21 protein-coding genes and 1 pseudogene are annotated in these 20227 nt (G+C 63.6%); 11 read left to right on the plus strand and 11 right to left on the minus strand.

Features of this window, described 5'->3' with window-relative positions:
* Positions 1–14: 14 nt before the first annotated feature.
* The 5 genes from BQ4888_RS11075 to BQ4888_RS11095 form a co-directional block, all read right to left on the minus strand.
* The gene (locus BQ4888_RS11075; protein ID WP_092057306.1) at positions 15–665 is read right to left on the minus strand and encodes a DUF3047 domain-containing protein; all 651 of its coding nucleotides are present in this window, start codon (positions 663–665) and stop codon (positions 15–17) included.
* Positions 662–1744, minus strand: a complete 1083-nt coding sequence (locus BQ4888_RS11080; RefSeq protein WP_092057308.1) for a (Fe-S)-binding protein — start codon at positions 1742–1744, stop codon at positions 662–664. Before BQ4888_RS11080 ends, BQ4888_RS11075 begins: the two co-directional genes overlap by 4 nt.
* A gap of 178 nt (positions 1745–1922) precedes the next feature.
* Positions 1923–2777, minus strand: a complete 855-nt coding sequence (locus tag BQ4888_RS11085) for a radical SAM protein (RefSeq protein WP_092057310.1) — start codon at positions 2775–2777, stop codon at positions 1923–1925.
* A complete protein-coding gene (locus tag BQ4888_RS11090) occupies positions 2774–3559 on the minus strand; it encodes a 4Fe-4S binding protein (RefSeq protein ID WP_092057311.1) in 786 nt (261 codons plus the stop codon). Before BQ4888_RS11090 ends, BQ4888_RS11085 begins: the two co-directional genes overlap by 4 nt.
* Positions 3552–4427, minus strand: a complete 876-nt coding sequence (locus BQ4888_RS11095) for a substrate-binding domain-containing protein (RefSeq protein WP_092057314.1) — start codon at positions 4425–4427, stop codon at positions 3552–3554. Before BQ4888_RS11095 ends, BQ4888_RS11090 begins: the two co-directional genes overlap by 8 nt.
* Positions 4428–4720: 293 nt before the next feature.
* Between BQ4888_RS11095 and BQ4888_RS11100 the strand changes: the two genes are divergently transcribed.
* The 7 genes and pseudogenes from BQ4888_RS11100 (at position 4721) to BQ4888_RS11130 (ending at position 9642) form a co-directional block, all read left to right on the plus strand.
* Positions 4721–5005, plus strand: coding sequence for an ArsR/SmtB family transcription factor (locus tag BQ4888_RS11100; RefSeq protein WP_092057316.1), 285 nt, complete (start codon positions 4721–4723; stop codon positions 5003–5005).
* A gap of 33 nt (positions 5006–5038) precedes the next feature.
* Positions 5039–5998 carry a thioredoxin-disulfide reductase gene (gene trxB, locus BQ4888_RS11105; RefSeq protein WP_092057318.1) on the plus strand — a complete coding sequence of 320 codons (960 nt, stop codon included), beginning with the start codon at positions 5039–5041 and terminating at the stop codon, positions 5996–5998.
* Positions 5999–6070: 72 nt separating this feature from the next.
* Positions 6071–6250: pseudogene (locus BQ4888_RS11110) on the plus strand (Rdx family protein); the annotation flags it as partial.
* 22 nt (positions 6251–6272) lie between these two features.
* The gene (locus BQ4888_RS11115; protein ID WP_092057322.1) at positions 6273–6905 is read left to right on the plus strand and encodes a class I SAM-dependent methyltransferase; all 633 of its coding nucleotides are present in this window, start codon (positions 6273–6275) and stop codon (positions 6903–6905) included.
* Positions 6906–7001: 96 nt separating this feature from the next.
* The gene (gene rpsA, locus BQ4888_RS11120) at positions 7002–8210 is read left to right on the plus strand and encodes a 30S ribosomal protein S1 (protein ID WP_092057323.1); all 1209 of its coding nucleotides are present in this window, start codon (positions 7002–7004) and stop codon (positions 8208–8210) included.
* Positions 8207–8869, plus strand: a complete 663-nt coding sequence (locus BQ4888_RS11125; RefSeq protein WP_092057325.1) for a YkgJ family cysteine cluster protein — start codon at positions 8207–8209, stop codon at positions 8867–8869. The genes rpsA and BQ4888_RS11125 overlap by 4 nt, the downstream gene beginning before the upstream one ends.
* A 92-nt stretch (positions 8870–8961) precedes the next feature.
* On the plus strand, positions 8962–9642 hold the full coding sequence (locus BQ4888_RS11130) for a PilZ domain-containing protein (RefSeq protein WP_092057326.1): 681 nt from the start codon (positions 8962–8964) through the stop codon (positions 9640–9642).
* Here BQ4888_RS11130 and BQ4888_RS11135 read toward each other — a convergent pair.
* A complete protein-coding gene (locus BQ4888_RS11135; RefSeq protein WP_092057328.1) occupies positions 9639–10010 on the minus strand; it encodes a DUF2784 domain-containing protein in 372 nt (123 codons plus the stop codon). The two genes, BQ4888_RS11130 and BQ4888_RS11135, sit on opposite strands and share 4 nt — an antisense overlap.
* 125 nt (positions 10011–10135) lie before the next feature.
* Between BQ4888_RS11135 and BQ4888_RS11140 the strand changes: the two genes are divergently transcribed.
* The 3 genes from BQ4888_RS11140 to BQ4888_RS11150 all read left to right on the plus strand — a co-directional run bounded on the left by BQ4888_RS11140 (position 10136) and on the right by BQ4888_RS11150 (position 11704).
* On the plus strand, positions 10136–10591 hold the full coding sequence (locus BQ4888_RS11140) for a FecR family protein (RefSeq protein WP_092057330.1): 456 nt from the start codon (positions 10136–10138) through the stop codon (positions 10589–10591).
* A gap of 17 nt (positions 10592–10608) precedes the next feature.
* Positions 10609–11211 carry an OmpA family protein gene (locus tag BQ4888_RS11145; protein ID WP_092057331.1) on the plus strand — a complete coding sequence of 201 codons (603 nt, stop codon included), beginning with the start codon at positions 10609–10611 and terminating at the stop codon, positions 11209–11211.
* A 67-nt stretch (positions 11212–11278) separates the two neighbouring features.
* Positions 11279–11704, plus strand: a complete 426-nt coding sequence (locus tag BQ4888_RS11150; protein WP_092057332.1) for a septal ring lytic transglycosylase RlpA family protein — start codon at positions 11279–11281, stop codon at positions 11702–11704.
* A 79-nt stretch (positions 11705–11783) separates the two neighbouring features.
* Here the strand turns inward: BQ4888_RS11150 and BQ4888_RS11155 are convergent, their stop codons facing one another.
* From BQ4888_RS11155 to BQ4888_RS11175, 5 genes are all read right to left on the minus strand, one after another.
* Positions 11784–12353 (minus strand): DUF1318 domain-containing protein, encoded by a 570-nt coding sequence (locus tag BQ4888_RS11155; protein ID WP_170232832.1) that lies wholly within the window; start codon positions 12351–12353, stop codon positions 11784–11786.
* A gap of 94 nt (positions 12354–12447) precedes the next feature.
* On the minus strand, positions 12448–15591 hold the full coding sequence (locus BQ4888_RS11160) for an AsmA family protein (protein WP_092057334.1): 3144 nt from the start codon (positions 15589–15591) through the stop codon (positions 12448–12450).
* A 124-nt stretch (positions 15592–15715) separates the two neighbouring features.
* Positions 15716–16717 carry an endolytic transglycosylase MltG gene (gene mltG / locus BQ4888_RS11165; protein ID WP_092057335.1) on the minus strand — a complete coding sequence of 334 codons (1002 nt, stop codon included), beginning with the start codon at positions 16715–16717 and terminating at the stop codon, positions 15716–15718.
* The gene (plsY, locus tag BQ4888_RS11170; RefSeq protein ID WP_092057336.1) at positions 16717–17304 is read right to left on the minus strand and encodes a glycerol-3-phosphate 1-O-acyltransferase PlsY; all 588 of its coding nucleotides are present in this window, start codon (positions 17302–17304) and stop codon (positions 16717–16719) included. Before plsY ends, mltG begins: the two co-directional genes overlap by 1 nt.
* A 238-nt stretch (positions 17305–17542) precedes the next feature.
* Complete coding sequence (locus BQ4888_RS11175; protein ID WP_092057337.1) at positions 17543–18550, minus strand: DUF481 domain-containing protein; 1008 nt, start codon at positions 18548–18550, stop codon at positions 17543–17545.
* A gap of 308 nt (positions 18551–18858) precedes the next feature.
* On the opposite strand from BQ4888_RS11175, the gene BQ4888_RS11180 reads away from it, so the two are divergent.
* The gene (locus BQ4888_RS11180; protein WP_092057338.1) at positions 18859–20205 is read left to right on the plus strand and encodes a DUF3300 domain-containing protein; all 1347 of its coding nucleotides are present in this window, start codon (positions 18859–18861) and stop codon (positions 20203–20205) included.
* The last annotated feature ends 22 nt before the right edge of the window (positions 20206–20227 follow it).

A 20227-nucleotide genomic window follows, 5' to 3' on the forward strand; every position in this document is an offset into this window, starting at 1 on the left:
ATCAGGGCAGATGTTCAGGGTTGGGTGGAGAGGCTGATGTCGCCGTACCAGGCCCGGGCCCGGCCGCCGGTGTTGTCGGTGTCGGTCATGATGGCAACGGCTCCGGCCTGGGGGGGATCGCTGCCGAAGACCCGGCGGTAATCGGCGATGAGATCCCGGCTTTCCTCCAGCCATTGTCCGGCCTGGTCGGCGCCGGAGCGGACCGCCAGGAGCATGGCGTTGGCGGTAAAGGCGTTGGCCACGAAGCCTTCCGCCGGCAGCCGGTTGGCCCAGATGTAGTTGAGCGCCCGGGTCTGCCAGAAGAAGCGGCCGGGGAAGATGACGTAGACCCGCGCGGCATAGTCGTCACCGGCCTTGGTCCGTTCATCCCCCTGGGCGACGGTCTCTTCGATCTTCCAGCGCCAGCGCAGGTAGCGGTATTCGGCGGGGTCGAAGGCGATTTTTTTCACCAGGCCCGAAGCGCTGCCGTCGGCCTCGGCCAACAGTACCCGGCGGCCCTCCTCCTCGACCAGGCGGTAGCGGGTGAGCCCTTCGAATTCTTTGACCTCCCAGCCGGCCAAGCCCTCTTCGGCGAAGCGGCCCACGGCGATTTCCCCGGCTTTGACGGCGGGGCCAGGCAGGCAGAGGAAGATCAGGGCAGCGAGCAGGCAGGCGGATAGTTTCATGGCAACCTCGTCAGGCGAAGACGCAGGCGGTTGAGCCAGCGGCGGGCGGAAGAGAGCGGAGGCCGGGAGGGGAGCGCTTCGCCACCCAGCAGGTCAACGACATGATAGGCATCTCCCCGGCGACCCAGGGTATTGACGCAGGCCGCGCAGGAGGAGACGAGCAGTCGCCCTTTTCCCTGCTCGACAATACGCGCCGCTTCCCGGTCGACCGTGCCGGGCCGGACCCCTTCCACCATCCCCCCCTGGCCGCAGCAGCGGGTGGTGCGCCCATGCTCGGGGAGTTCTTCGATGGCGTAACCGGCGCGACGGATCAGTTCCCGCACCGCCCGCTGCCGTTCTGGGTCGAAACGGGAAGGGCAGGGATCATGCACGGCGACAGTCCCCCGGTTGGGCGCCGTCGCGGGATCGGCATCCCCTTCGGTCAGCACTTCATAGATGCTCCGCACCTCGAAATCCTCGTCGAGTTTACGCAACATCAGGTCGCAGCCGGGGCAGGCGGTGAGAATCCGGCGCACGCCGGAACCGTGCAAGCGTCGGCGCAGACTCTCGGAAATACGCTCGAAGCTTTCGCCGTAGCCGAGATCGTGGCTGATCTTGCCGCAGCAGTCGAGCACCAGCCCGACGGCAGGGTCGCTTTGGCGCAGGGCGGCGAGCAGGGAAAGAACCGCACGCGGACGACTGCCGGGGAGGGAGCAGCCGGGGAAGAAGACCGTCGTGCAGCCTGGGGGCAGGGCTTGGCGGCGAAAGGGGAGGGCGCCGCCGAGTTTTTCGTAGGTGAGCCAGGACTGGTAGGTCTTGGCCTCGACCCGCCCCGTTTTCACCGCCTCTCGGCGTATGGCCAGAAACATCGCCGCCGGGGAGAGGCGCAGTGGACAGAGAGCGTCGCAAAGCCCGCACAGCGAACACTCGTAGGCGCGAAGCAGGGCGGCGCCATCCTCCAATCCCTGGCGGGCCAGCGCCGCCGGCGAACCGGAACGGCGCAAAAAATCGCAGGAGCGCACACAGGCCCCGCAGGAGGTGCAGCGCCTGGCCATGTTGTCGAGAAGGTCGGAAAATTTGGGAGGTATCGGTTCGGTCATGATCTTTGTTCGCACGAGGGAGTCGTCGATTCGCCGGTTCAGCCTCGGACTTTTATCATATTTTCTCCACGTTTCCAGAATTAATCTGCTTGCACGGTGTTGCTCGTGTAAGTTATCTAAATGATTGCAGGCTGTTACGGAGCCCCACGAACGTAGGTATGGACGGGCGGGGACAGGGTCATCCGGCCCGGGAGTGGTCGGCTCCGTCCCGAGTCAGGCCGCAAGCATCGGCGCGACAGCGGGCGCAGTGGGTCATTTGCGGCAAGTATTCCTCCGCTTTTGTCCGCAAAGCGTCCAGCATACTCCGGGTCGGGGGCGAGTGGTGTTCCAGGGGGGTGCCGGATACGGGGATCATGCCGATCAGGTTCATCAGGTCGGCACCGAGAGAGGCGGCGAGTCGGGCCACAGCGACGACCTCGCGGTCATTGATCTCGGGGATGACCACGGTGTTGATTTTCACCGTTACCCCTCGGGCTTTGAGGCGAACAACGGCATCGATCTGACGCTGCAACAGAGCCCCCGCCGCCTCCACTCCCCGGTAAATTTCCCCCGCGAGACGGATGTGGTCATAAATGCGGCTGCCGATAAGCGGATCGACGGCATTGATGGTCAGAGTGACGAAGTCGACGCCCAGATCGACAAGGTTTTCCACCTCATCGGCGAGACCGAGACCGTTGCTGGAAAGACACAGAAGCAGGTCCGGATGGTGGCGGCGAATTAGTTCGAGGGTCGCCAGGGTCAATTCCGGCTCGGCCATGGGATCGCCTGGCCCGGCAATGCCAACGACCGAAAGGAAGGGCATCCGTGCCCGGGATTCGCCAAGATGGGCGAGAGCCCTTTCGGGGTCCAGTATCCGACTGGTGACGCCGGGGCGGGATTCGTTGACACAGTCATGGCGCCGGTCGCAGTAGCCGCAACGGAGATTGCAGTTAGGAGCCACGGGCAGGTGGATGCGCCCGAACCTGTTGGCGGCGGAAGGGCTGAAGCAGGGATGGCTTTGGGCACCGGGTGCGAGCATCTGCGAGGTACTCATGCTTTTCCCCGGCCGATGCCGATGGCATCCACGGAACAAACCGGCAGGCAGTCACCGCAGTTGGTGCAGTCGACTTCACCGGGGCGGGTCCCCATGGGGCAGACTTTGCGGCATTTGTCGCAGTCGTTGCAACTGTGCGTCTTATAGACCTTAAAGAACGCGATGCCCTTTACCGCTTCAAGCAGGCCGCCGGCGGGACAGAAATACCGGCACCAGGCATTGGCAAAAATCAGGCCCAGTGCCGTCAAGCCAAGGACAACAGAGGTTCGGACCAGCCAGCTAAGGTCGGCGTGCTCGAAGGTCAGGGCGACGGCACCAAAGAATTCACCGACCCGAATCGGAATGTTGGTACGGGGCTGTCCCATGCCCAGCCAGACATAGAGAGCTACGGCCAAGGTCAGGTATTTTCCGTAGGGAGCAAGGGTGGTCAGACGATTTTTGAGGCGCAGGGAAAAGGGGGCCGTTTGGGCGAAGAGCTGATTGACCAGCCCGCCGGGGCAGAGCCAGCCGCAGTAGGCCCGGCCGAAGAGGAGGACAGAGACCGGCAAGAGCAGCCAGAACCCCCAGAAAAGGCTGAACAAACGACCGTGACAGGTGACGACCGGACAGTTTTGACAGCTTACATAGGGCACGATAAAGGGACAGCGAAAGATGCCGTAGAAAGACCATTGTCCGAGCACGACCAGCATGGTTGCCTGGGACAAGCGGCGCCAGCGGGTAAGGGCGACCGGACCTTTTTCTGTAACCGCTTCCGAAAGTTCACAACTCGTTGTCTCAGACATCCTTGACCCCCAATTTTTCCACCAGTTGCCGGCCTTCTTTGGAAATCGCCGGAATAAAACCCATCCGCTCGAAATAGGCCTGTCCCTCCAGAGAAATGAGGAACGCCACGTAATCGTCGGCCAGGGAGCGGTTGCGTGCACTTTTCATCACGCCCACGGTGAAAGTCAAAGGGGCGGGTGGAAAGAATTTTGCCGGGATTTCAATGCTTTCCAGCTTTCCGGAAAATTCGGCCATCCGCGTGATTCGCTTTTCGACGATCATGACATCGGCTTTGCCCGTCACCACTTCGGAGACCGTGCGCTGAACGCAGGTGCCGGGGTTGGCGACGTTTTTCATCACCGCTTCGGCGATGCCCGCTTTTTCGAGAAGAACCGTTGCCGCCTGGCCCCCCGGCGGGGAGGAATCCGGCGCCATGGCAACCCGCACGCCAGGCTTGGCCAGGTCTTCGATGCCGGCGATCCCGCCGGGATTCCCTTTGGGCGTCACCAGAATGTAGCTGGTGAAGCAAAGGGGCTTGAAATAGTCCATTTTGTCCGATTCCCGCAGGGCTTTGGCGAGGCTCAGCACGCGCCCGGCGAAGACGTCGGTGGTGGCGCTGCCTTGCAGGGATTTCCCCAGGGCCGCCGCGAACGCTCCGGTATAGGTGATCTTGGCGCCGCTTCGTTCTTCGTAAAGTTGGTGGGCGGGAATCATGGCTTCGGCCAAACCGCCGCAGGACCAGACCTGAAGTTGTTCACCGCCGAATCTTCCCCGGCCGACGTCGGTTGCAGCTCGGGCTGTCGCCACCCCGGCCAGGGCAAAGGCGCTGCCGGCCAGGGCGGTGCCGATAAAGGCCCGTCTATTGTGGTCACATATCTTCTCGCTCATAGTTTTCCTCGATGGGTTACGGGTTTCGGCAGCGCGAAGTATTCAGCAAAAAAACCAATAATTTCAAATTCGTGCGCCCGAGAATCAAAGGAGACAGTACCGATTCGCCAATTTTTCGTCAAACAGGTATTTTCTATGGAATAGGTGTTTTCGATAGGGGGAATGAATGGGGAGAAAGGATGGGTGTGTGGCGGTAGTCTAAGGGAAAATCTCTTTTTCGGAAAAAGGAGTGACAGCGTCGTCCATCCTTGATATAAGCATATTCGAATATATTTCTCGAAAAGGAGCCGCCTGTGGTGATTGAGAAAGACTGGGTCGTTGTACTGAAGGCCCTGGCCCATCCCACCCGCCTGCGCATCGTCGCCGAGCTGTTGCAGGGGACCAAGTGCGTGACCAGCATGCAGGATCTGCTCCCCGCCTCGCAGGCCAACATCTCCCAGCATCTCGGTATTCTGCGCAACGCCCGCGTCGTCGATTTCACTCAGGACGGCGCTCAGCGCTGCTACTACGTCTGCCGCCCGGAGCTGGTCGGCGGTCTGCTCGAACTCTTGCGGGATGCTCCGGCGCCCCCCGCCTGAATCACCTGACTAGCATCGGAAAGGAATCTGCTGATGAGCGCTACCGAACACCATCGCCTGATCATTCTCGGCTCCGGCCCCGCCGGTTATACCGCCGCTATCTATGCCGCCCGGGCCAATCTCAACCCGGTAATGATCGCCGGTCTCCAGCCCGGCGGCCAGTTGACCACCACCACCGAGGTCGACAACTGGCCCGGCGATCATGCAGGGGTGCAGGGTCCCGATCTGATGGAGCGTATGCGTCTGCACGCCGAGCGCTTCGAAACCCGCATCATTTACGACACGATCGTCGCCGCCGATCTCAAAGCGCGTCCCTTCCGGCTCACCGGCGACAGCGGCGAATATACCTGCGACGCCCTGATCATCACCACCGGCGCCTCGGCCCGCTACCTGGGCCTTCCTTCCGAGGAGGCTTTCAAAGGCAAGGGGGTCTCCGCCTGCGCCACCTGCGACGGCTTCTTCTACCGCAACCAGCCGGTGGCGGTCATCGGCGGCGGCAACACCGCCGTGGAGGAGGCTCTCTACCTCTCCCACATCGCCGGCCACGTCACCGTCGTCCATCGCCGCGACCAGTTCCGCTCCGAGAAGATTCTCGCCGACAAGCTCAAGGCCCGGGCCGACGAGGGCAAGGTAACGATCGAGTGGTTCCAGGTGCTGGATGAAGTTCTCGGCGACGAGCGCGGCGTCACCGGCATCCGCATCAAGGATGTGCGCGACGGCTCGACCAAGGAGATCGCTGTGCAGGGGGTCTTCATCGCCATCGGCCATTCCCCGAACACCGGTATTTTCAACGGCCAGTTGGAGATGAAAGACGGCTACCTCAAGACCCGGGGCGGCGCCGACGGCTTCGCCACCCAGACCAGCATCCCCGGGGTCTTCGCCGCCGGCGACGTGCAGGATTACATGTACCGCCAGGCGATCACCTCGGCGGGCACCGGCTGCATGGCGGCCCTCGACGCGGAACGCTATCTGGACGGACTGGAACAGAGTTAGGCCCCCAACGCAAGGAGCGTCACCATGCAGATCAAAATTCTCTACTGCCCCTCCTGAGGGCAGCAGCCCCGCGCGGCGAGTCTCGCCGCCGAGTTGAAAGCCCAATTCCCCGCCGCCGCCATCGATATCGAGGCGGGACCGCACCGGAGCGAATTCGCGGTCGTCGTCGACGGCTCCCCGGTCTTCTCCCGGCTGGAGCAGCGGCGCTATCCCGAGGTCGAAGAGGTCGTGGTGCTTCTCCGCGAACTCTAGTCCTCCAACCCTGGGAGCGGTCATGGATCAGAAAACCGAAGCGGCCCGCTATCGTGCGGCCTGTGAAAAGACCTTCTGGCAGGCGGTCTTCGCCGCCGAACTGGAATATCTGCTTTGTCATCTGCGTCCGGGGGACGCCATTCTCAGCGTCGGCTGTGGTCCCGCTACGATCGAAGGGGCGTTGCTCGAGCGGGGCTTTTCCGTGGTCGGTCTCGATGTTTCGGCCGAGGCGCTGGAAGGGGCGCCAGACAGACTGCGGACGGTAGCGGCCCGCGCTGAGGAGATGCCCTTCGCGGCGGCCTCCTTCGATGTGGTGATCGCCATCGTCTCCCTGCAATTTATCGACGACTACCAGGCGGCCATCGCCAAAATCGCCCAGGTGCTCCGCCCCGGCGGCCGGGTCATCATCATGTTGCTGAATCCGCGCTCCCGATTTTTCCGCAGCAAGCAGGCCGAGCCCGATTCCTACGTGCGCAAGATTCGCCATACGAACCTGGCCCAGCTCGAACGGGAGCTGTCCGGGCATTTCGCCCTGGAGGGGGAATATTTCCTCGGGGTGGGCGGGACGGAAATCTTCCCCAGCCAGGATCCGGAAACGGCGGCGCTCTATGTGCTGCGGGGCGTCCGTGGGGGAACGTCCATCTGCGCCAGGTAGTGCTTGTGTCGCAGGGGCGAAGGCGGGTACAATCCCCGGGCAGGTCCGGCGGGGCGCAGGTTCCGGCGGCAAATTCACACAAAAAGGATAGGGCCGATGGTTGACGAGATGGACGACATGGAAGATACCGGCGAGGAAAGTTTCGCCGAACTGTTCGAGAAGAGTTTTTCCGGCGGCGTCTCCGGCAAGCTGGAGCCGGGGCAGAAGGTTGAGGCGAAGGTTCTCAGCATCACCAAGGATTGGGTCTTTCTCGATGTCGGACAGAAGGGGGAAGGGGTGCTCGACCGGAAGGAGTTGCTCGATGCCGACGGCAACCTGAAGATCGCCGAAGGGGATGTGCTGACCGCTTACTTTCTCTCCCGCGCCGGCGGCGAACTGCGCTTCACCACCCGCCTCGGCGGTGGCTCCGGCAACGCCCAGCTCGAAGAGGCCTGGCGTAGCGGCATCCCCGTTGAAGGAACGGTGGAAAAGGAGATCAAGGGCGGCTTCGAAGTCAAGCTCGCCGGCAACACCCGGGCCTTCTGCCCCTTTTCGCAGATGGCCCTGCGCCGGACCGAGAACCCCGAGCAGTTCATCGGCAAGAGCCTCCCGTTCAAGATCTCCCAGTACGCCGAGCGCGGACGCAATGTGGTGGTCTCCCACCGGGCGATTCTCGAAGAGGAACAGCGTCGCCAACGCGAAACGCTGCGCGCGACCCTGCGCGAAGGGATGTCCGTTCCCGGCGTCGTCACCCAACTCAAGCCCTTCGGCGCCTTCGTCGATATCGGCGGCATCGAGGGACTGATCCCCATCTCCGAGGTGGCCTGGGGGCGGGTCGAGGATATTAACGAGGTCTTGTCCATCGGTCAGCAGGTCGAAGTCGCCGTCAAAAGTCTCGACTGGGACGCCAATCGTTTTTCCTTCAGCCTCAAGGAGGCTCAGGCCGATCCCTGGCGGAGTGTCGCCGACAAGTTTCCCGAAGGCACGGTTGTCACCGGCAAGGTCGTGCGCCTTGCTCCCTTCGGCGCCTTTGTCGCCCTCGGCGAGGGGATCGACGGGCTGGTGCACATTTCCAAACTCGGCGGCGGCAAGCGCATCAGCCATCCCCGCGAGGCGGTCAAGGAAGGTGAAAGCCTGACGGTGAAAGTCGAGAAGATCGATGCCCAAGCGCGTCGCGTCTCCCTGGTTTTGCCCGGCGGGGAAGGGGCCGCCGCGGCCGAACCCGAGGAGGATTTCCGCCAGTACCTTCCCCCGTCTTCCGGGGGGGGCATGGGTACTTTCGGCGAACTGCTGAAAAAGCAGCAGGAGAAGAAGAAACGGCGTTGAGGGAAGTTTTCGCCATCCTTGACGACTACCAGGCGCTGCTGGAGACGGAGGATGCCTGGTTTTCCCGTTGTCTGGAGACAGCCGGTCGGCACATTCAGTGCCGGCCGGGCTGCTCCGGTTGCTGCCGCGGGCTCTTCGACATCAGCCTGATGGACGCCGCCCTGCTGCGTCGGGGCTTCGAGCTGCTGCCAGAGACGGTGCGGACCCCGGTCTTGGCCAAGGCGCGGGTGCGGCTGAGCGAACTGCAAGAACGCTGGCCCGGCTTCGGCCCCCCCTACCTGCTCAACCACCTGCCCGACGAGGAGTGGACCGAGATGCCCGAGGAGGACGCGACCCCCTGTCCGCTCCTCGGGGCGGACGGTCGCTGCCTGGTCTACGCCTGGCGTCCGATGACCTGCCGCCTGCACGGCCTGCCCAACATCGACCTTTCCGGCGAGAGCTTTTCTGACGAGTGGTGCACCCTCAACTTCGCCGCCGCCGACCCCCTCGCCCTGCCCGAGCTGCGCTGGAGTTTCCGCCGGGCCTTCGCGGCGGAAATGCAGCTTTTCGGTGAATTCACCGCCAGCCTATTCGGCGCCCCCCGCAACGAAGTCGACACCTTCATCCCCCTGGCCCTGCTCATGGATTGGGAGGATCTCTCCGCAGCGGCCCTTCCTTGATGATTTCCTTGCTTTTCCCGCCGGACCCCTGCTAATTAAGTATTGGGATGCTTTTTTCATCCCTGACCTGATCCTGGGAGACGAATGACGACATGACGGTTGCTCCTCCGCCCGAAGCGCTGCACATCCTGCTGCTGATCCGGGACCGGAAGACCGAGGATCTCTGCCTCGACGATCTGACGGCGCGCGGGGTCGTCTGCTCTCGGGCCGAGGATTTACAGGGCCTGATCGCGCTGATGGAGGGCAGAACCGCCTATCAGGGAATCATCGCCGACGTTCGCTTTTCCATGAAGGCCGACGGCGAACTCAAACAGCAGTTGCGGCGGCTGGAGAACATCTACCCCTTTCTGCGGGTCAAGTCGGCGGCGGACGGCACCCTCCACGGCATCAGCTCCCTGAGCGGCTCCGTCAGCCTGGCGGAATTTCTCGGCCAATGCCGCACCTTCCCCGCCCGGCCCCTGCGCGAGGAAGAACGTCGGGAGGAATACATCTCCGCCTGGCTTGCCGACACGCCCGACTTTGCCGAAACCGAGGCCTCGGTTTCCCTCAACCTCTCCTGTCGTGGCGCCTTCTTCTACTCGGCGCGGATCTGGGCAGTCGGGGCGCCGGTATGGGTGCGCTTCCCCGGCCATGACCAGGATTTTTCCGCCCGGGTCTGCTGGTGCCGCCCCTGGGGAGGAAAGAGCGACGGCTTGCCCGGGATCGGGGTCGAATTTCAAGAGATTTCGGAGTCGCAGTGCGCGCTGCTCAAGGCATTTTTGCGGAGCGCCTAGCCGGAGTTGCGGCGCCCTTTGCGCAACAGCCTGGCGTAAAGGGTCAGGTTGATGGCGAGCACTCCCAGGCCGAGGAAGATCTGCAGCGGCCGGCTCAGCCCGTCGGGGTAGATCAGCGCCGTCAGATAGCGGTCGATGCAGGAGCCAGCGTAACCGGCTTGACCGGCGAGGTGGCGCCAGTGGTTTTCCAGGTCGGTGAGAGGACAGAACCAGCCGGTCAGTTCCACCAGCGTCCCCCAGGCGGCGGCGGGCAGGTGCAGCCAGGCCAGCCGTGGCCAACGGTGGACGGCAAGGGCGCCGAAAAGCACGAAAAGAATAAAGCCGAGATGGCTCAGCAGAGCGAGATCGGCAAGCAGGGCGTAGGGCATGGTTTGGAGTCCGTTCCCGGCGTCGGAAGAACTGGGGCGCGCAAGCGATTGACGCGGGGCGTAAATCGTTTATAGATTAAAGCGGCACGTTCCAAACGACAGATTTTTTACGGCTGGAGTTGACGATGAAAAAAATCCTTTTCTTCTGTACGGCCCTGCTTTTGTCGGCGGCTTGCGCTGCCGCACAGACCGAACCGGCGCATATCGGCCGGGTCAAGGGGACCAGCGGTATCGTCTCCATTCAGCGCGCCGGCGCCTTGAAACCGGCCTTTCCGAACATGAAGGTCTATCTCAACGACACCCTGCTGACTGGTTCCGACGGCGCGGTGGGTATCCTCCTCGAAGACAACACCCTCCTTTCCATGGGGCCGATGAGCCGGCTGGCCCTGGACAAGTTCGATTTTTCCCCGGCCCAGAACAAATACGCTCTGCACCTGCGCATGGAGCAGGGGACCTTCGTCTACCTCTCCGGCCTGCTGGGCAAGCTGGCACCCCACGCGGTCAGTCTCGACACCCCGTCGGGAACCATCAGCATGCTCAAGGATACCAACTTCATGGCCCGTTTCGGCGGCGACGAATAAATCATCAGGGGGATATTATGAAGGGGATTCATGGACTCTGCATCGGTTTGTCGCTGATGATCGCTGTGAGCGGGTGCGCCGGAAAAGACAACCTCATCGTACTGACCCCGGACGACTCCGGCCAGGTCGGCGCCCTCAAGCTCAGTAACGACGGCGGCGAGGCGGTCCTCGACCGCGAAGGGCAGGCGCTGCATCTGGGCGATCGTCGGACCTCGCCGGGAGCCCCCGCGCCCATTTCCGCTGAAGAGCGTGCGCTCTTCGCCGCCGCCCTGGCCGCGCAACCCTTGGCGCCGGTCAGTTATCTCCTCTACTTCGAGTTCGATTCCAACAACCTCACCGCCGAGTCGCGGCAACGGCTCGACGACATTCTGCGCGCCGCCCAGGAGCGTGACTCCCAGGATCTTCTGGTCATCGGTCACACCGACCGCGCCGGTGACGCTGACTACAACGCCGCCCTCTCCCTGCAACGGGCCGAAGTGGTCCGTGAACTCCTCGCGAGCAAAGGGATCGGCGCCGAATTCATCCAGATTTCTTCCCACGGCGAGGGCAATCCCCTGATCCCCACCGCCGACGAAGTCGCCGAGGCCCGCAACCGCCGGGTCGAGGTGGTCGTGCGCTGAAGCCGCTTCGGGTTTGGCGCGGAAACCGCGAAAGCATCGAATATCCGCCCTGTCATTACGAGTTAGCATGTATCTGTATGATCTGATCCCCCGGACTTTCCGGAAAGCCCTGTTGTCCTGCCTGCCGGCGCTGTTGCTGAGCCTGGTGCCGATTTCCGATGGCGCCTGGGGCGCTCAGGGAGAGGCCGCCGGCAAAGGCGAACTCGCGATCGCCACCTATTACGCCCAGCATTTTGCCGGGCGCCGCACCGCTTCCGGGGCCGTCTACCGCCACGAGAAATTCACCGCCGCCCATGCCCATCTCCCTTTCGGCACCCGGGTCCGCGTCGTCAACCCCGCCAACGGCCGGGAAGTGACCGTCACCATCAACGACCGGTGCCGCCCGCGTAAGACCCCCATCATCGATCTCTCTCGCGCCGCCGCTGAAGAGCTGGGCCTGCTTCGGCGGGGTACCGGCAAGGTACGCATCTTTCCCGTCGAGGATCAATCCTAGCTTTTTAAATGCCACAACCGTCGATAAGGACAGAGGCCGCGCTCCCATGGGAACGCGGCCTCTGTCCTTGGCGTCGCGGCTACTTTTTCGTCCAGCCGCCGCTTTCGTCTTCCAACAGCCAACCAGGAGCGGCCTGGGCGCGCCAGGATTCGGCGAAGACTGCCTGGACCTCGGCGGCCTGGTCGGGAAAGCCGTTGGCCCGGGCGATTTCCCCGTAGAGGCGCTGCCGGTCGCTGTTCTCGGCCTCCACCAGGCGTGTCGCTTCCCCCCGTGATTTCAGGTCGAGCCCATCGATGGTGCGCAGCTTGAGCAGGCCGTCATGGCCGACGCCGACCTGCCCGCCGTCCAGGTAGGGAAAGAGCGCCGTCGCCCGGGCTTTCATCGCCTCGCGCAGGGCGCGGATCTCCGGCGTGCTGACGTTGATGTCCTGGGCCGCGTAGGCCGTCGCCGGTCCCAGGCGCAGGAAGCTGCTCGGCTCCCCCTGGGGCGGCTCGGCGGGGACGGCTTCCCCGGCGCGTTCCCCCCAGACCTCGTTGACGATCTTGTCGGCGGCGCCGCGCACTTCTTCGGCAGGAAAATAGATGTTGATGGTCACGCAGGAGACGACGGCCACCGCCGCCAGCAACGCGAGATAACGCAGTTTGTTCATGGATATGCTCCCTTCGGTTGGGGATCTCCGCCCCTTGGGGCGGAAAGATCCCGAAAATTCTTCCACGGGCATTATAGGCCGCATCCGCTAAAAATCAACGGGCGGTGCGGTCGAGGCGGCTCATCCGTTTGAGCATCTCCTTGAAGGAAATGGCTCGCTCGGGAGCGATGATGTCGATTTTTGGCGGCAACAGGCCGCCGTAGACCAGGTAGGATTCCTCCCCCTCTCGGGCCGTACCGCGCAGCCGGAAACTGTCGTTGTTCAGGGTGCAGTCTATTCCGAGTTTCTGGTAGCGGTAGAAGTCGATGAAGCGGTAGATACCCTGGGAGAGGGCTTCCGCAAGGGCGCCCTGGCTGAGGATGCTGAGGTTCTTGAGGGCTTTGACGCTGATGTTGCGCCGCCCGTCCTCGCGGGTGCTCAATTCGGCGCTGAAGTGCGAGGGGGTTGTCCCGAAGAGGCGCAGGTCGCGGATATGCCCGTCAAGGATGCCGTTCATTTCGCCGAATTCGAAGGTCTGGGTGAGCTGTTGCAGATCGATGCCGGAAAATGCGATGTCGCCGTGGATGGTACGGTAGCGGGAGAAGGGATCGCGCAGGCTGATCTTCTCGATATCCAGGGTGCCGCCGAAGAGTTCGGCGTGGATCGTTCCGGCGGAGCTGAGGGTTTTGTCGGCATAACGGATTTCGCCGAGGTCGGCGTTGAGACGGCCGGAGAGGGGCGCCCAATCCAGTTCCCGGGAAAGCTGCGCGAGGTCGATCCCCTCGAAGCGGATGCGCGTCGCCAGGGCTGGTCCGCTCGCTTCAAAGGCAGCGCGCAGGTCGGCGAGGTGCATGCGCCCGCCCGCCAGTTCTCCTTGCGGGAAGGTGGTGACCGTCAAACGATTGGGCGTGGCGTGCAGGGGGAGGGCACCCTGTTCCATATGCAGCGGTCCGCTATCGAAGCGGTCGAAGTCGAGCTGGCCGGAACGGGTTTCCGCTTCGGGCAGCAGGGCGCCTTGCTGATAAAGCAGGGGAATGCGGCCGTTGAGCCCAGCGATCTCCAGCTTTGATTCGGGCAGGGACAAGGCCAACGCCCGGGGCTCCAGATGTCCGGCCAGACTGAATCCCTCCGGCGTCCGGCGCAGCAGCAGACCCGCGCCGAGGTGGCCGTCCAGGACCAGTTCCTTGAAGGGGGAGCCGCTTTCCGTAAGCGGAGCGCGCAGGTAGCGCTCGAAGGCTGTGGCCAGCGGCGCGCTCTCAAGGGTGCCGTGCAGCTCTTGGAGCTCGGGGGTGACAAGTCCGGCAAGCTGTACCCGCGCCAGCTCCGGAATCCGCAGGGAGAGTTCCCGGGCCTCAAGAGTATTGGCCGCCCAGTCGGCGCGACCGGCCAGTTTCAGCTCGGCTTGGTGGGCGCTCAGGTTGGCGTAGAAGGCGCCATGGAGCACTTCGCCGACGCTCAGGTTGCCGTCGAGATCGAGATCGACGGCGCTCTCCCCCTTCTGGTGACGGATTTCTCCCCGGACTCGGGCCTTGCCCCCGCTCAGGCCGCTCAGGCCATCGGCGCTGAGCAATTCCAGAGCGTCGCCCTCCAGGCTGGTCAGGCGCACGCGGGTCTGCTTGGGCTCCAGATGGATAGCGGCTATGCCCGAGAGACGGCCCGAGCCGAACTCGGGGGCACGCAGACGCCCGGCGAAGCGCAGGTCGCGGATGTCCGTACCGGCGGGATTGTGCCGGAACTCGCCGCTGGCGAAGAGGGCCTCGGCCTCCAGGCCGGTCACGGCGAATGCCGTCGCCTTCAGGTCGAAGAGGCCGCTAACTCCTCCTTCGGGGTTGAGGCTCAGCTCGCCGTCGCCGGCGACCCCGTACAGCTTCCGCAACGATTCCGGAATGCGTCCGGCGCCGGTGAGCCGGGCCAGGTCCGCGACGGCGAAGGGTTCGAGCCGCCAGCGCCAATGGCGCAGGGTCCCCGCCAGGCTGAAAAGGGGACGTTTGTCCAAGAGCAGGCGCGCCTCGGATTTCAACCGGTCGGGCGGCCCTTGGAGGGAGAGCCACAGCTGTAGGGGGGCGATGTCAAGCAGATAGGCATCGTCCAGGCCCGTCACCGGGCGACCGGTGAAGCTGGCCTGAACCGAGAGATCTTCGCGAGACCAGGAAAATTTGCCGTCGAGCACCCCGCCACCGATCACCTGGCGGCGCAGCTTCGGGTCGAAGCGGCCAAGAAGGGCGCCGCTGTCGGTGAGGATGCAATCGAAGTCGCCGCTCAGGGCGCCGGCGTCGTAACGGGCGGTGAAGGTGGTGTGCGCCTGTTGTTCCAGGGTGAGGCGCCCTTCCCCCTGCCAGCTGCGATCCTCTTGCCGGCGCAGGGTCAGGCTGAAGGCTTCGAAGGTCAGTTTTTGCCCGTCCTGATGGAGATCGGCGGCGGGGATCGCCACATGAACTTGGAGCCCGCCCGGTTGAAGGGCTATGGCCAGTTCCGGGTTGGTGGCGGTGAAGTCGAAGCCGTCGGGAAGGTTCAGGGGGAGCGCCAGGGTGGTGGCGACCCGTTCCAGTACCGCCCGGCTCAGCCGGGGCAGGCGGGCCCGCCCAGCGATGCTGGCTCCGGCACTGTCGAACTGGAAGCGCAAGGGGGCCTCGAGCAGGGAGGTGCCGTCCCACTCAAAACGGCTGATAGTCAGGGCGGGATGCTTTTCCCAGCTCCCTTCCCCGGCAAGAAGCAGGGGAAGAGCCGGTTCGCCGCCGAGCCGGGCTCTTGCTTCGAAACGGGGACGGTGGGTGCCCTGCAGGTCGAGGTGCAAATCCCCCAGTTCCCAGCGCTGATCCTCCAGGTTCACGGCCAGGGCGCCATCGCTGATACGCAGGAGGGCGATTTCGAAGGGAGGAGAGGCGGGGAATCCCGAGGAGTCTTCGTTCGCGGGGGGAAGCAGACCGGCCAGTTCGACCCGAGGCTGATGCAGGCGGACAGCGTCGATCCGCCACAACAAGAGGCCGGCAAGGCTGAAGCGGATATCCACTTCCGCGACGTCGATGGTGAAGGCTTCGGGGCGGGTGATGGCCAGTTCCGCGATCGTCAGGCGAGATGACGAGAGCTCCATGCGGGCGAGGCGGACCTCCCCGTCGAGGGCGTACTCGGCGAGCCGGATCAGGGCCGGACGCAGAACGTGCCCGGCGAGGTAATCGGTCAGCTTCCAACCGGCCACGGACTGGGCAACGGAAAGCGTGAGCAACAGCCCCAGGAGATGTCGAAGAAAGAGCAGCGTCATCGGCCCGTAGCGGAGAAAGGGGAATAAACTGAATTATTAACGGATTTGTCCCCTAGAGCCAGAAAATTCCTGGCCTTCGGGAAAAAAGTGTCGACCAGGGGCCGCGGCTGTCACTCCCCGTTTTTCAGCGCTTGAGCTGATAGCGGCGAACGTTGGCGTTATGCTCGGCGAGGGTTTTGGCGAAGATGTGGGTGCCGTCCCCTTTGGCGACAAAATAATAATAGTCGCTTCGGGCGGGAAAGGCCACGGCGCGCAGGGCTTCCTCCCCGGGATTGGCGATGGGGCCGATGGGCAGGCCGGGGATGCGGTAGGTATTATAGGGGGTCGTCGTTTGCAGATGTCGGCGGGTCAGGTTGCCGTCGAAGTTTTCGATGCCGTAGATCACCGTCGGGTCGGCCTGCAGGGGCATCCCCACCGTCAGGCGGTTGTGAAAGACCGAGGCGATCAACGGCATCTCCTCGCGATTGCCCGCCTCCTTCTGCACGATCGAGGCGAGAATCACCAGTTCTTTGAGCCCGAGCCCCCGCTCTTTCGCGCCGGCGAGGATCTCCGGGGTCAGGCGGCGGCGAAACTCCTTGACCATCGTCTCGATCAGCGCCTTTTCGTCCATGCCGCGGGTCAGCTGGTAGGTTTCAGGGAAGAGGTAGCCTTCCAGGGAGGGGCCGTCGATCTTCAGGCGTTCGCGTCTTTCCGGCGATTGCGCCAGACGCAGAAAGGTTTCGGCGGAGCCGCGTCCTTCCGCTTCCAGGCGGGCGGCGATCTCCCTTAGGGTCCAGCCCTCGGGGACGGTGAAAGGATGAAGGAGGACATCGCCGGCCAGCAGGCGGTTCAGGATTTGCTCGGGGGTGGCGGCTCCGGCGAAGGCGTACTCTCCCGCCTTGATCCGCTGGGTCGCCTTGTGCCGGCGGGCCAGCAGCTTGAAAAGGCGAGCATCGGCGACGACGCCGGCGGTCGCCAGCTCCTCGGCGACCCGGGCGAAGGGTGCTCCGGCGGGGATTTCCACCACCTGTCGTTGCGGAGGGGCCACCGGCCGGTCGAGAAACCGGCGCACATGCAGAACCGGCAGGATCAGGGCGAGAATGATCAGGGCCGCCAGGACGGCGAACAGTTTTCGGCGACGGAGCATCAGAAGTTGAACTTGTTTTCGCTGCCGTTGCGCAGGCGCTCGATGTTGGCGCGGTGGCGGACGATGACCATGGCGGCGATGAAGAGGGCGGCGCCGAAAAACCAGACGGAGCCTTCGAAGAGCAGGACCAGCCAGGGGATGGCGGCGGCGGCGCTGATCGAGCCGAGGGAGATGTAGCGCCATTTCCACAGGACCAGGGCGAAGACGGCAAAGGCGACCAGCACCGCCTTGGGCGACAGGACCAGGAAGATGCCGAGGGCCGTGGCCACCCCCTTGCCCCCTTTGAAGCCGAGGTAGACCGGGTAGAGATGGCCGAGGAAGGTGGCGGCGGCGATCAGGGCGATCTGGGCGGGGGAGAAGCTGGTGGCCTGGGCGGCGAAAAGGGTCGGCAGCACCCCCTTGAGGGCGTCACCGATCAGGGTAGCGATGCCCAGACCCCGACCGGCCACCCGGTAGACGTTGGTGGCGCCGATGTTGCCGCTGCCGGCCTGGCGGATGTCTTCCTTGCCGAAGAGCCGGGTGAGGACGATGCCGCAGGGAATGGCGCCGATCAGGTAGGCAATGATGATGAAGAGGATGACGCTCACGGGATTCTCCAACGGGAGGAAGATGCGGCCCGGGGCCGTTTCGAGCCGGTTTTTGGCGGACTCTCCCGCCCCCGCTCCGGGGGGCGAAAAGCACCTGCTTCTACCACGGGACCGGGGAAAAATCAAGGAGACTGCCGCTCTCCCCGCGCGGGGAGAGCGGCCTTATAAAAAAACCGGGGCCGACAGGTTGTCCCGTCGGCCCCAGTGATTGGATCGATGTACGAGATCGCTTTCGATCTCAGAAGGAATATTGCAGGTTCAGGCTCGTTTTCGAGTCGTCTTTCTTCACCTCTTCGGCGGGGTCGCTGTCATGCTCCCAGACGTTGGCCAGGCGCAGCGACCAGGGGCCGGCGATGGTGGTGGTCAGGTCGGCCTCGTTGCGGCTGGTGAACTCGCCCCCCTGCTCCAGGCTCGGATAGACCGTCAGGTTGTTGCTGAAGGTGGCGTAGTCGGAGAGCTTGTAACGGAACTTCATGCCGAGCCGGGCGGTCATCCACTGATCGTCCTCGCCGTCGATGTTGTCCTCGGAAAAATAGGCGACGCCGGCTTCGAAAGCCAGGGCCTTGATGTCGTCTTCCCAGACCTGATAGCCGACACCGGGGCCGACGATGGTGCGCAGGTTGAGATCCTTGAACTTGTCTTTGAGCAGTTCCACGCTCAGGTAACCGTAGAATTTCTCGGTGAAGAAGTAGTCGTATTTGAGCGCCCCGTAAATATCGCGGGTCGTCAGCTCACCGTCTTCCTCGGCATAGTTGTAGAGGAAGGTCAGGTTGTATCGGTCCTTGAGGCTGCGACGGGTGGCATCGGCGCCGAAGTTCACGCTGGTGCGGTCGGTGTTGCCCGACTGGGCGAAGGCGCCGAGAAAGACCTTGCCGTCCCAGGTCCAGGGGGGCGGGGGCTCGACGTTGATCGAAGCGACCTTCGCCCATTCCACATCGGCGGCGCCCCGGGCGTCACCGGCCGTGACCTGCAAGGCATCGACATCCCCCTGCAGTGGCCCGGTCAAGATCTCGCCCCCCTCCAGGCGGACATCTACCGGTTGTTCCGTTTCGATGCGCTGTACGGCATCGGTCTTGAGCTCGATCTTTTCGGCGTAGTCGGTCTTCAGGGTGAGCAGGCCCTTTTCGGCGCTGATCACCGTGCCGGTGATGCGGTCGCCATTTTTCAGCACGATCTGGTCGGCACCGGCGAACGAGACGCCGGCAAGGGACAGGCAAAGGAGCAGAGGGGTGATTTTCTTTTTCATTGAGCCTCCATGGTCAACACCATTCGATAGGATGTAAATGACACGGGACGCAGCCCGTGTCGCGAAATCGATGGATAAAAATCATTGGAGATCTTTTATCATAAAAATAAATTCGAGGCAATTGTGATGTCGCCCCTCGGTGCGGCAAAGAGGAACCCGCGTCTTCTGCCTTTTCTTCACGGGGAGATTTTCACATTTTTTCCTTATTTCTTGCATAGTCGAGAGGCATAATTGGGTGTAAAGATAGCCGCAAACCGGCACCTGCTTCGTTTGTCGCGCCGCGCGCGCCGGTTTTCAGGGAGGTAACGATGAAAAAAACCACTTCTTTGCTGCGCTACGTTTTGGAAAGACTGCTCCCCGCGATCCTGCTTCTGCTGGTGTGCGGGGCAGCGGCGACGGCGGAGGATTATACCGACGGCCACTACAGCCGCGAAGAGCTCGCCCAGATGCTTGCGCCCATCGCCCTTTATCCCGACAGCCTCCTTTCCCAGGTGTTGATGGCTGCGACCTATCCGGTGGAAGTGGTCGAAGCCGACCGTTGGGTCAAGGATCATCCCGATTTGCGGGATGAGGCGCTGGATGAGGCGCTCCTCGACCAGGACTGGGATGCCGGCGTCAAGGCGCTCTGCCATTTCCCCGCGGTTCTGGCCCTGATGAGCGAACGCATCGGCGAGACCTCGCGCATCGGCGACGCCTTCCTCGCTCAGGAAGAAGAGGTCATGGCGATGGTTCAGGAGCTCAGGGCCAAAGCCCGCGCCCAGGGGAATCTCGCCAGCACCTCTGAACAGCGGGTCTGGGCCGATGCCGACGCCATCATCATCGAGCCGACCGATCCCCGGGTGGTCTACGTTCCCTATTACGATCCCGTCACCGTTTACGGTTCCTGGTGGTATCCCGATTATCCCCCCTATTACTGGACCCCGGCGGGCGCCAGCCTCGGGGTCGGGCTCTCTTTCTGGCCGGGGGTCTATTTCGGCTTCTCCTTTTCCAACTGGAGTCGTTTCGACTGGCGGCAGCGCTACATCCATATCGACAGCCACCGCCGCCCGCGCTATGTCCATCACGACCGCTGGCGGTACAACCCCGGGCGCTGGGAGCGCGGCTTAAACCATCGCTCCACGGGCATCCGTCACGCCCCGCCCCCGGCGCGCCTGCGGAATGTTCCCGTCGAGCCGCGCCGGCGCCCCGACGTTTTCCGGCCCGCGACCGGTTGGCCGAGTTCCGACCCCAGGCATTTCGACCGCATTCGCCAGGATCTCGAGCGCCGTGATATCGACCGCCGGTCCAGGGATTTTCAGAATCGGGAGAAACGGGAGCGGCGCCCTGCGTTCGAGCGAGGGCAGAATCTGCAGCGCCCGGGCAAGGACGGTCAGTGGCAGCGTCCAGGGGATAGACAGCGTGCGACCGCGCCGCCCCGTAACGACCGGGGCGTGCGTTTGCGGGATATCGTCCCGCCTAAGCCCAACTCCCCCGCCGTCAGGGCACCGCAAGCGCCGGTGCAGAGAGGCAGCGACCACAAAGGCCAAGGTCTGCGCCGCGTGGTTCCGAGCCCCATGACCATCGAAAAAGGCCCGCCCCCGGTAACCGCCCCCGTCCCAGGTCCGCGTAAGGACCGGGGTGAAGGGCACGGCAGGTTGCGTCCGCAAGGGCAGTGACGACTTCGGTGACGCTCAGACA

The organism is Desulfuromonas acetexigens, assembly GCF_900111775.1.
GTDB classification, from domain to species: domain Bacteria; phylum Desulfobacterota; class Desulfuromonadia; order Desulfuromonadales; family Trichloromonadaceae; genus Trichloromonas; species Trichloromonas acetexigens.